The 10,365-nt window shown below is 71.2% G+C and carries 10 protein-coding genes; 2 read left to right on the top strand and 8 right to left on the bottom strand.

Going from position 1 to position 10,365, the window contains the following annotated elements; translation table 11 throughout:
• Window positions 1-115: 115 nt before the first annotated feature.
• Both ABZ860_RS12280 and pip read right to left on the bottom strand, forming a co-directional pair.
• Window positions 116-598 carry a hypothetical protein gene (locus ABZ860_RS12280; RefSeq protein WP_357218768.1) on the bottom strand — a complete coding sequence of 161 codons (483 nt, stop codon included), beginning with the start codon at window positions 596-598 and terminating at the stop codon, window positions 116-118.
• A 275-nt stretch (window positions 599-873) separates the two neighbouring features.
• Window positions 874-1,824 carry a prolyl aminopeptidase gene (gene pip, locus ABZ860_RS12275; protein WP_357218765.1) on the bottom strand — a complete coding sequence of 317 codons (951 nt, stop codon included), beginning with the start codon at window positions 1,822-1,824 and terminating at the stop codon, window positions 874-876.
• A 163-nt stretch (window positions 1,825-1,987) separates the two neighbouring features.
• Here pip and ABZ860_RS12270 point away from each other — a divergent pair, with 163 nt between their 5' ends.
• Window positions 1,988-2,482 (top strand): WYL domain-containing protein, encoded by a 495-nt coding sequence (locus tag ABZ860_RS12270; RefSeq protein ID WP_079317866.1) that lies wholly within the window; start codon window positions 1,988-1,990, stop codon window positions 2,480-2,482.
• 177 nt (window positions 2,483-2,659) lie between these two features.
• Here ABZ860_RS12270 and ABZ860_RS12265 read toward each other — a convergent pair whose 3' ends face one another.
• Genes ABZ860_RS12265 through ABZ860_RS12255 form a run of 3 tightly spaced genes read right to left on the bottom strand, consistent with a single transcriptional unit; the run spans window position 2,660 to window position 4,273 of the window.
• The gene (locus tag ABZ860_RS12265; protein ID WP_357218762.1) at window positions 2,660-2,887 is read right to left on the bottom strand and encodes a zinc ribbon domain-containing protein; all 228 of its coding nucleotides are present in this window, start codon (window positions 2,885-2,887) and stop codon (window positions 2,660-2,662) included.
• Between the two features lie 49 nt (window positions 2,888-2,936).
• Window positions 2,937-3,752, bottom strand: a complete 816-nt coding sequence (locus ABZ860_RS12260) for a GNAT family N-acetyltransferase (RefSeq protein ID WP_357218759.1) — start codon at window positions 3,750-3,752, stop codon at window positions 2,937-2,939.
• A gap of 11 nt (window positions 3,753-3,763) precedes the next feature.
• Window positions 3,764-4,273, bottom strand: coding sequence for an HNH endonuclease (locus tag ABZ860_RS12255; RefSeq protein ID WP_079317868.1), 510 nt, complete (start codon window positions 4,271-4,273; stop codon window positions 3,764-3,766).
• Window positions 4,274-4,574: 301 nt separating this feature from the next.
• Here ABZ860_RS12255 and ABZ860_RS12250 point away from each other — a divergent pair, with 301 nt between their 5' ends.
• A complete protein-coding gene (locus ABZ860_RS12250; RefSeq protein WP_357218756.1) occupies window positions 4,575-6,638 on the top strand; it encodes a prolyl oligopeptidase family serine peptidase in 2,064 nt (687 codons plus the stop codon).
• A 15-nt stretch (window positions 6,639-6,653) separates the two neighbouring features.
• On the opposite strand, the gene purU is transcribed toward ABZ860_RS12250, so the two are convergent.
• From purU to ABZ860_RS12235, 3 genes are all read right to left on the bottom strand, one after another.
• On the bottom strand, window positions 6,654-7,502 hold the full coding sequence (purU, locus tag ABZ860_RS12245; RefSeq protein WP_357218753.1) for a formyltetrahydrofolate deformylase: 849 nt from the start codon (window positions 7,500-7,502) through the stop codon (window positions 6,654-6,656).
• Between the two features lie 126 nt (window positions 7,503-7,628).
• Window positions 7,629-9,542 carry a tetratricopeptide repeat protein gene (locus tag ABZ860_RS12240; protein WP_357218750.1) on the bottom strand — a complete coding sequence of 638 codons (1,914 nt, stop codon included), beginning with the start codon at window positions 9,540-9,542 and terminating at the stop codon, window positions 7,629-7,631.
• Window positions 9,543-9,789: 247 nt separating this feature from the next.
• Window positions 9,790-10,356, bottom strand: a complete 567-nt coding sequence (locus tag ABZ860_RS12235; protein WP_357218747.1) for a GNAT family N-acetyltransferase — start codon at window positions 10,354-10,356, stop codon at window positions 9,790-9,792.
• Window positions 10,357-10,365: the final 9 nt, after the last annotated feature.

The following is a 10,365-nucleotide window of genomic DNA, read 5'->3' as shown; positions in this document are numbered from 1 at the left end:
GACAACGCAGCGAGGCGCCGCCTGGGCCACGCGCAGCAGGGCCATGATTTGTCAGACACGACCTAAGGTCGTGTGGGGCCGCCTCCTCGGAGGCGGCCCCACGTGTTCCTACCGGTCAGCTGTAGGAGACCGACTGCACGCTGCAGTTCGTCATCCACGGACCGGGATAGACCGGGGCCGTCGTGCACGCCCAGGTGGCGGTCACGGTGGTGGTTCCCGCAGGAATGCTGACGCCGGCCGTGGAGCCGGTGAGGTCGTACGAATGGCCCTCGCTGCACCTGGCGGAGACGCTGACGGACGTCGTCCCACTGGGCAGCGTCTGCGCGAACTGCCAGGAATGCGTGGCCGGGACCGCGACCATGCTGGAGTAGGGCACCGCCCCTCCTCCGCCGTACGGTGAGGCGCCGACGGACGGGGAGATGGGGTACCAGTCCCTGGTGTCCCCGAAACTGTTGTAGTTGAGGCAGTCCACCGTGGCCTGCAGCGTGACGGTGCCGGCCATGGCAGGGCTGGGGGCGAGCGCCAGGCTCAGCACGCCGGTCGTGACGAGCGCCGCACCGAGCGCGAGCACCCTCCGGGCTGGATTCACAGCGAACATTGATGTCCCTTCTCCCGCATCTGAAATCAGCCACAGCGAATGCACCACCTCCCCCAGGAACGGTCAATCATCTGCTTTTTCGGCAGGCCGGAACACCGAGCCGGCTGAAAGTGCCCTCCACCGAGGGCCCGAAACGCGCCGCCGGCCGATCGCGCGGCCGAAATCCGATATGCAGCAGCGATCGCGGAGTTCCTACGAGTGATTCGGCGAAATGTTTCGAATATCCTGCTTGCCGTTATTTCCGGCGGAGCCCTGCCGGTGAAAATTTCAGCGCGTCATCCGCCCGCGAAGCCGTCCAGTGCCGCCCCGATCTCGCGGCGCGTGGCGTCGCTGCCGGTGTGGCCCGCGTCGCCCACCACGACCAGGCGCGCGTCCGGCCAGGCCTGGGCGAGCTGCCAGGCGGTCTCCAGCGGTCCCCCGAGGTCGAGGCGGCCGTGGACGAGCACGCCGGGGATGCCGGCCAGCTTGTGCGCGTCGCGCAGCAGGACACCCTCCTCCAGCCAGGCGGCGTTCGAGAAGTAGTGCGTGCAGATTCTGACGAAGGCATGCAGGGCGTCGGAAGGCCGGTCGCTGTAGGCGTCCGGTTTGCCGTTGACCTCGTGCGCGATCACCGCGTCCTCCCACGCCACCCAGTCGCGAACCGCCTTGGCCCGCACGCCGGGGTCGGGGTCGGACATCAGCCGCGCGTAGGCGGCGACCAGGTCGCCGTCACGCCGGTCCTCGGGAACCCCGGAGCGGAAGCGCTGCCATTGCTCGGGAAGGAACCGGCGGACTCCCCGGTAGAGCCAGTCGATCTCGGAGCGGCGGGTCATGGTGACGCCGGCGATGACGATCTCCGACACCCGCTCGGGGTGGGCCTCGGCGTAGGCGAGGATGAGCGTCGATCCCCAGGACCCGCCGTGGAGCAGCCACCGCTCGACTCCGAGGTGCTCACGCAGCCGCTCCATGTCCGCGATCAGGTGGTGGGTGGTGTTGGTCGTCAGATCGGCGGCCGGGTCGCTCGCGTGGGGCAGGCTCCGGCCGCAGTTGCGCTGGTCGAACAGGATGATGCGGTAGCGCGCGGGGTCGAAGGCCCGGCGCCGGCCGGGGGTGCAGCCCGAGCCGGGGCCGCCGTGGACGACGAGCGCGGGCTTGCCCTCGGGGTTCCCGCAGACCTCCCAATAGACGAGATGGCCGTCGCCGGTGTCCATGTGCCCGCGCTCGTACGGCTCGATGGCGGGATACACGCCGAAGAAACTACAGTGGCCGGTGTGGGCGGGAAAAGCCGTTTTCCACGCCGGCGGTCAAGCGTCCCAGACAGGAAACGGTGGCTGGGAGGACAGGCCAACCTAGCGCTTTTCCCGAGAAGGCGTTCGGAAAAATGTCAGTCCTCGTCGCTATTGTCGGGGTATGGCCAACGTCATTCGGCACTCGCTGACCGCCGAGGAACTCGCCGCCCTCGCCCTGTCGCTCGCTCATCTCGGCGCCGGCCCGCAGTCGGTAACCGCCCGGCGCGGTCTGCGCCACGCTTTCGAGCACCTCGATCTGGACGACGACGTCATCGCCACGACTCTGACCACCCTGACCACCCCGCTGCCCACCGACGTCGCCCGGCGGGCGCGGGCGGTGGCCAACGCGATCACCGCGCGCCTGGTGATCCGCATCCAGTATCACGACGCCGCGGGCCGGATGACGGTCCGCGACGTCGAGCCGGTGACCTGCCTGGTCCACGGCGAGTTCTGGTACCTGGTGGGCTGGTGCCGCATGCGCCGGTCGATCAGGGCCTTCCGCTTCGACCGCATCCTGGCGGTCGAGCCGACCGACCTGCCGGCCCGCGCCCACCTGCCGCAGCGCTACCTGCCGTTCCAGCGGCGATCGCGCACCAGACGGCCCTCCGCGGCCTGACCCCGCCGGCCCGCGGGCGTGGCGCCCACGCCCGCGGGCCGCACCGGCAGGACCCGCGCCGGGCGGCAGGAAACAGCACGGCTCACCCAAAACAGCACGCTCACCCAAAACAGCACAGTCAGCCAAACCAGCACGGCCCAGCCGGAAACAGCAGGGCCCAGCCGGAAACAGCAGGGCTCAGGCGCCGCAGCAGCCACCGCCGCAGCAACCGCCACCCGCGCCGCCCGCCGGGCGGGGGGCGGAGGAGGCCCCGGACGCCCTGCCCGTGACGGCCACGGTGGACAGCAGCTTCACGGTGTCGTCGTGGCCGGAGGGGCACACCGCCCGATCGCCGGCCTCCGCCATGGGACGGTTGAGCTCGAACGTCGACCCGCACGCGCGGCAACGGTAGTCATAGCGAGGCATGCGTCCAGATTAAGGCTCGGCGCGCGACCGCGAGCGCTCTGGGGGGACCTCAGGCGAAGTGGATGGTGGCGTAGTCGGCGATGGGCCGGTAGCCGAGCCGCTGGTAGATGGAGTTCGACGTGAGGTTGCCGAGATCGGTGAACAGCAGCACCTCGGTGGCGCCGTCGTCGAGCGCCTTCCTGCTGGCCGCGTGGGTGACGGCGCTGCCGTACCCGCGTCCGCGCAGGCCGGGCGGGGTGTAGACGGGCCCGATCCGCGACATGCCGGCGATCGGCGCGGAGACCCCGGCGATGGACACGGGCCGGTCGTCGTCCTCCCACAGGACGAGTTCCTCGCGGTTGACACGCGCGGCGACGACCGGAGTGGGATCTGCCGTCCGCTCGGCGTGTGCCTCGTGCTGGAACTCCCGGAAGAAGCGCACGGCCGTCGGCAGGTCGTCGGGGCCGGCGACGCGGGGCTTCCCCGGCGCGGAGGGAGCCCGCAGTGCGCCGAGCCGGTAGAGCCGCTCGGCCCGGCGGCGTGTCTCCGGCCGCCACCAGGCGCGTGCGAACGCCTCGGCGACGGCCACCGGACCGCCGGCCGCGGGCACGTCGTGGTCCATCTCGATCAGGTCGCGCGCCAGCAGGGGAAGCGCCGTGAGCGGGACGTCGCCCAGCGCGAGCGGATAGGGCGGCGTCTGACAGGCCGCCCCCGCCACCGTGTCGCCCTCCTCCAGCCAGGCGAGCAGGGGGTCGATCGTGAACTGCCCGCTGCGGATCCCGCGCAGCACGGTCAGCATGACCGAGTTGCGGACGGGATCGCGCAGCAGCCAGGGCTCGGCCGCCGCGGCGTACTCCTCCACGTCGGCCGTGATCGTCCACCTCATGACGTCACCCGTCAGGCCGCCGTCTCCGACAGGTAGGGCGCCCACTGCGGATCGCCGTCGAGTTGCGCGCCGATGAGCCGCCAGTGCGCGCCGTGCGGCACCACGGGGGCCACGCGCAGCGCCCACCCGATCTCCTCCAGCAGCCTGTCGGCCTTCCTGTGGTTGCACGGCATGCACGAGGCGACGCAGTTCTCCCAGGTGTGGGGGCCTCCCCGGGACCGCGGGATGACGTGATCGATGGTCTCGGCCCGCTGGCCGCAGTAGGCGCAGCGGAAGTTGTCCCGGCGCATCAGCGCCGCCCGGGTGAGCGGGATGCGCGTCCGGTAGGGGATGCGGACGTAACGCCGGAGCCGGATCACCGAGGGGACGTCGAGCGTGCGGGTGGCCGAGCGCAGGACCGCGCCCCGGCCGTCACGGTGGACGACGTCCGCCTTCTCTCGCAGCACCAGGATGACGGCCCGGTGCAGGGAGAGCGTGGTCAGCGGTTCGTATGTGGCGTTGAGTAGCAGGACTTGGCGCATCAGCCGGCCTCCACAGCGGTCTCGGCTGTGCGCCTGGGTTGTGGCCCCGTCGGTTGGGACCCGGGTGCTTCCGTCACAGGGACCTCCGCCGGACGGCCCAGCGGATCGTCACCACGGCACCGCCCTTCACCAAAGTGTGGCCTTTTCGGCGGCCCCTTCGCCACCCCATAAAAAGGGTCCGTGAGGTGAACGACTGGAACGCCTGCTGCTTGTATGCCCAGCTGTTCACCCCTTTATTCCCGTCTTGGCCGGGTACGGACGATGTACCGTCGCAGTCGTCCGGCTGATTTAAAGTGCCAGCATGAGCCGAGTGCCGTACCCACCAGCCCGCCGTGACGACATCGTCGACGATCTCCACGGAACGCCCGTCCCCGACCCGTACCGGTGGCTGGAGGATCCGGACGATCCGGCGACGAAGGAGTGGCTGGACGCGCAGGAAACCCTGTTCCGGTCCGCCGAACTGGAAGGTCGCGACCACTTCCGCACACGCATCGCCGAACTGCTGCGCTCCGGGTCGGTGGGGACGCCGTCCTGGCGCGGCGAGCGCCGCTTCTTCACCCGCCGGGCTCCCGACCAGGAGCACCCGGTCCTGTACGTCGCGGACGGAGACGGCGAGCGCGTGCTGCTCGACCCCACCGCCCTCGACCCCTCGGGCCTGACCACGCTCGACTCCTATCAGCCGGACAAGGAGGGCAACCGGCTGGCCTACCAGATCTCGGTCGGCGGTGACGAGGAGTCGCGCCTGTACGTCGTCGACGTGGCGACCGGAGAGGTCGTCGAGGGCCCGATCGACCGCTGCCGCTACTCCCCCGTGGCCTGGCTGCCCGGCGGCGAGGCGTTCTACTACGTCCGCAGGCTGGCGCCCTCGCTGGTCCCGGCCGGCGAAGAGCAGTTCCACCGGCGCGTCTACCTGCACCGCGTCGGCACCTCCCCCGACGACGACGTGCTGATCTTCGGCGAGGGCCTGGAGAAGACCAACTACTACGGAGTCTCGGTCTCCCTCGACGGCAGGTGGCTGTCGGTCTCCGCCTCGCGGGGCACCGCCCCGCGCAACGACCTGTGGGTGGCCGACCTGGTCGCCTCGTCGCCGCAGGCGCCGGAACTGGTCACCGTGCAGCAGGACGTCGACGCCCAGACCGGGCTCCACTTCGGCCGCGACGGCCGGCTCTACGTCTTCACCGACCTCGACGCCCCGCGCGGGCGGGTCTGCGTCACCTCTCCCGAGACGCCCGGCCCCGAGCACTGGCGCGACCTGATCCCCGAGGACCGCGAGGCGGTGCTGTCCGACTTCGCGATCCTCGACGGCATGGCCGAGCCTGTTCTGCTCGTCGGCTGGACCCGGCACGCGATCGGCGAGATCTCCGTCCACGCCTTGGAGAGCGGTGAGCGGATCGGCGAGGTCCCGCTGCCGGGGCTCGGCTCGATCGGAGGGATCTTCGAACGTCCGGAGGGCGGCCACGAGGCCTGGTTCAGCTACACCGACGGCATCACCCCGACCGCGGTGTACCACTACGACGCGCTCACCCGCGAGACCTCCCTCTGGGAGGCGCCTCCCGGCGCGGTGGAGGTGCCCGAGGCGACGACCGAGCAGGTGGTCTACCGGTCCAAGGACGGCACCGAGGTGCGCATGCTGATCACCTCGCGCCCCGGCTCCGGGCCCCGTCCCACCATCCTGTACGGCTACGGCGGCTTCGGTGTCCCGATGAACCCGGGGTTCTCCGCCACGACGCTGGCGTGGGTCGAGGCGGGCGGCGTCTACGCGGTCGCCCAGCTTCGGGGCGGCGGCGAGGAGGGCGAGCAGTGGCACCGCGACGGCATGCTCGGCAAGAAGCAGAACGTCTTCGACGACCTGCACGCCGCGGCCGAGCACCTCATCGCCACCGGCGTCACCAGCCCGGACCGGCTCGCCATCTCCGGCGGCTCCAACGGCGGCCTGCTCGTCGGCGCGGCGCTCACTCAGCGCCCCGACCTGTACGCCGCCGTCGTCTGCCTGGCCCCGCTGCTGGACATGGTGAGGTATGAAAAGTTCGGTCTCGGGGCGACCTGGAACGTCGAGTACGGCTCGGCCGACGTGCCGGAGGAGTTCGCCTGGCTGTGGAGCTACTCGCCGTACCACCGCGTGCGTGAGGGGGTGTCCTACCCGGCCACGCTCTTCGCCGTGTTCGCCTCCGACACCCGCGTCCACCCGCTGCACGCGTGGAAGATGGCGGCGGCCCTGCAGCACGCCCAGGCGGGCGACCGGCCGATCCTGCTGCGCAACGAGACCGAGGTGGGGCACGGCGCCAGGGCCGTGAGCCGGTCGGTCGAACTCTCGGCCGACCAGCTCGCGTTCCTGGCCCGGCACACCGGCCTGAAGGTCGGCTGAGGCGCAGAGCAGAGGTCAGCGCGGGAAGATGACGGTCTTGTGGCCGTCCAGCAGCACGCGGTGTTCGGCGTGCCAGCGGACGGCCCGGGCCAGCGCCTGGCATTCGAGGTCACGGCCGATCGCGGCGAGGTCCTCGGGCGAGTGGGTGTGGTTTACCCGCGCGACCTCCTGCTCGATGATCGGCCCCTCGTCGAGGTCGGGCGTCACGTAGTGCGCGGTGGCGCCGATCAGCTTCACGCCCCGGGAGTACGCCTGGTGGTACGGCTTGGCGCCCTTGAACGACGGCAGGAACGAGTGGTGGATGTTGATCATTCGCCCGGCGAGCTTGGCGCACATCTCCTGTGAGAGCACCTGCATGTAGCGGGCGAGCACGACCAGGTCGGCCTGATAGTGGTCGACCAGCGTGAGGATCTCCGCCTCCTGCCGCGGCTTGGTGTCCGCCGTGACCGGCAGGTGGTGGTAGTCCACGCCGTACGACTGGGTGAGGGGCCGCAGGTCGGGGTGGTTGGACGCGACGCCCACGATCTCGATGGGCAGCAGGCCCGAGCGCACCCGGTAGAGCAGGTCGTTGAGGCAGTGGTCGAACCGGCTGACGAGCACCAGCGCCCGCGTCCGCACCGCGAGGTCGAAGAGCTGGAACTCCATGGCGAACTCCGACGCGAGCGAGGCGAACGCGGCCTGCAGCTCGTCGAAGGCGCGCCCGCTGGAGAACTGCACGCGCATGAAGAACCGCTCCTCGACCGGGTCGCCGAACTGCTGGCTCTCGATGATGTTGCAGCCCTTCCCGGCCAGCAGCCCGGAGACGGCCGCGACCACTCCGGGCCGGTCCGGGCAGGACAGGGTCAGCACATATTCAGCGCTCATGCTCAGATCCTCGACAGGTGACGGTGTCGGCTTCAAGGGTAGGGCCAGCGCATCAGAGGGTGCGGGCAGATGGAACGGGGACGGCGGGACGACCGGCCGGCCGCCCGCCGTGAGCGCTCCCCCGCGTCATCCCTCCTTCTCGTGCCGCTCCAGCGCCGCGCGTACGTCGGGGTCGCCGGGGGCCAGCGCCAGCGCCCGGCGCAGGTCGAGCAGCGCCTCACGGCCCCGGCCGAGCGCGTCGAGCGCGGTGGCCCGGTTGAAGTACAAAGCCGCGTCCTCGCCCAGCTCGATCGCCCGGGTCAGGTCGTCGACGGCGCCCCGCGCGTCGCCGGTCTCGAACCGCAGGGTCGCGCGGTTCGCCCAGGCCGAGGCCAGGCGGGCGTCCGCGGCCAGCGCCGCGTCGAAGGCCAGGGCGGCCTCCGCGTAGCGGCCCGCCTCGGTCTCCAGCTGCCCGAGCACGCCGTGCAGGTGCGCGTTGCCGGGGTCGAGGGCGAGCCCCGCCTCGACGTCGCGCCTGGCGGCCTCGTGCTCGCCGATCATCTCCAGCACGCCGGCCCGGTTGACGTACGCGTCGAGATAGCCGGGGTCGAGGTCGAGCACGTGGTCGAGGTCGGCCTTGGCGCCGTCCAGGTCCCCGGCGGCCAGGCGCAGCTCCGCCCGGTTGTAGTACGCCTCGGGCAGCGGCGGGCTCACCCGCATCGCGGTCTCGTAGTCGGCCAGCGCCTCGTCCGTACGTCCCATCTCGAACAGCAGGTTGCCCCGGTCGAGATAGTGGTCGGGGAAGCCCGGGTCGATCGCCACGGCACGGTCGAAGTCGGCCAGCGCCTCCTTTTTGCGGCCCATGCGCGCGAGAAGCTGCGCCCGGTTGGCGAACAGCACCATCCGGTGCACGGGGTGGGCGTCCGGCGGAAGGTCGCGCTCGGCCAGGTCGATGGCCGACTGCACCAGGCCGAGCGCCTCGTCGGCCCGCCCCTCCCGCAGCTCGATCAGCGCGCGGCCGTTCTGGTCGAACCCGAGTTTGAAGGCGCGGGTCCGCCGGTCGGGCAGCAGCGTGGAGATCGCTATCGCCTCGTTGATCCAGGCCCTGGCCCTGGCCAGGTCGCGCCGCGCAGGATCGCGGTCGCGCGCGTCGAGCATCGCCGTGCCGTATGCGGCGGCGGCGTGCACGGCCGGATCGACGCTGACCCTCCGGGCCTGGTCGTACAGCTCCTGTGCCTGCGCCCGCCGGCCCAGCCCCGCCAGGGCGGTCGCCGTGCGGTGGGTGAAGCGCCACCACAGGTCGGACCCCGGCTCCACCAGCCGCAGGCCGCGCACGCCCAGCTCCACGACCGCGTGCAGGAAGCCTTCGGTGACGCAGTGGTCCACCGCCGCCCACAGGGACCGCGCCGCCGCGTCGCGGTCGCCGCCGTGCTCCAGGTGATACGGCACCGCGCCCAGCGCGTGCTCCGCGGCCGCGGCGCCGCTGCTCAGCTCGGCGGCGCGCCGGTCGTGCCGGCGCGCCCGTTCCTCCGGCGGCAGCGACAGGTACGCCCGGTAGGCCCGGGGATCGTCGGAGGTGCAGTCCGAGGCGACGTAGTCGTCGGGCGGACCGCCCTGGGCCCGGGCCTCCACCAGCCGCACGCCCTCCCATTGGGGTTCCGCGGAACCCAGGGCCAGCGTCAGGGCCGGCACCCGGCGCGCCAGGACGATCAGCAGTTCGCGGTCGGCCGGATCCGCCTCGTGCAGGTTGTCCACCAGCAGCGTCCGCGGCTCTTCGAGGCAGTCGCGGACGAACTCGGCGATCCCGTTGGCGATTCGCAGCGTCCGGCGTGGCGCGGGCACGAGGATCCGCTCGTCCTCCGTCAGACGGCCCTCGATGGTCTGCCGCCGCGCGGGCACCAGAGGGCGCAGACTGGGAGCGACGGCGCGGATCTCGATGTCGTGTTCCGCCACCAGGCCCGGGGAACGCTCCAAGGCGACCGGGACGAGGGCGCGCAGGATCGCGCCACCGATCGTGTACGGACCGCGCAACCGGCGGTGCCCGTTGACGACGGGCGCCACGGGAGACGGCACCTCCGAGGCAAGAGCGTGGAGGGCCGCCACGCGGTCCCGGGAGAGGTCTCCCCGGACCCAGATGTGGCTCGGGTGGTCCCTCACCCCTTGTGGATGACGCTCGAGGTGCCGCTGAGCTTGGTCGTCCCCGGCTTACGGATAATGATCTTCTTCATCATGCCTCTTTCCCCACTCTTGCGGACAAGGCACAAGTATTCGCAGGGATCAGCTATCCGCCAAGGGATGGAAGCATTATCTATCGGGAGAAAAGCGGAGACACTACACCATTTAGCTGCTTCTCGATATAAATCACCACGTTGTCACCGCGTACCTCGCGCCGCAGCTCCCGCCAGCCGGATTTGCGGTAGAGCTCCAGCGCGGCCACCTGGCGCAGGGTGGTGTCGCCGCGCAACATCCTGTAGCCGAGCCGGCGCGCCCGATCCTCGAGTTCCTGCGTGATCGCCGCGCCGTAGCCGCGCCGCTGGTGATCGGGGTGGACCCGGAGCCGGCACATCTCCGCCGTGTCGGCGTCGATGCGCCGCAGGCCGCCCATCGCGACGAGCCCCGCCCCGGACACCTCTCCCACCAGGAAGTCGCCCCCGGCGGCCAGGTAGACCTCCGTGATCCGGGGGAAGTCGTCGTCGTAGTAGACGCCGTCACCCGGCACGACGCCCACCTGGGCCAGGCCGATCTGATGAAGAGACCACACCGCGTCGAGGTCGGACCAGCGGTATCGCCGGATCCTCAGCGGCGCGGGCCCGCTCTCCCCGCCTCTCACGGGATCTCCCGGCTTGAGATCTCCCGCCAGCGCGTCTCCTGCCACACGTCCTCC

This window comes from Microbispora sp. NPDC046973 (assembly GCF_040644495.1).
GTDB lineage: Bacteria > Actinomycetota > Actinomycetes > Streptosporangiales > Streptosporangiaceae > Microbispora.
Note: the sequence above shows the minus strand (reverse complement) of the source record. Positions and strands in the feature narration are given on the sequence as shown.

Bases quoted from the DNA above. Each gene is read 5' to 3' on its own strand.
- ABZ860_RS12265 (WP_357218762.1), bottom strand. From the start codon at position 2,887: ATGCCTCGCTATGACTACCGTTGCCGCGCGTGCGGGTCGACGTTCGAG.
- ABZ860_RS12270 (WP_079317866.1), top strand. From the start codon at position 1,988: ATGGCCAACGTCATTCGGCACTCGCTGACCGCCGAGGAACTCGCCGCC.
- ABZ860_RS12260 (WP_357218759.1), bottom strand. From the start codon at position 3,752: ATGAGGTGGACGATCACGGCCGACGTGGAGGAGTACGCCGCGGCGGCC.
- ABZ860_RS12280 (WP_357218768.1), bottom strand. From the start codon at position 598: ATGTTCGCTGTGAATCCAGCCCGGAGGGTGCTCGCGCTCGGTGCGGCG.
- ABZ860_RS12250 (WP_357218756.1), top strand. From the start codon at position 4,575: ATGAGCCGAGTGCCGTACCCACCAGCCCGCCGTGACGACATCGTCGAC.
- ABZ860_RS12255 (WP_079317868.1), bottom strand. From the start codon at position 4,273: ATGCGCCAAGTCCTGCTACTCAACGCCACATACGAACCGCTGACCACG.
- purU (WP_357218753.1), bottom strand. From the start codon at position 7,502: ATGAGCGCTGAATATGTGCTGACCCTGTCCTGCCCGGACCGGCCCGGA.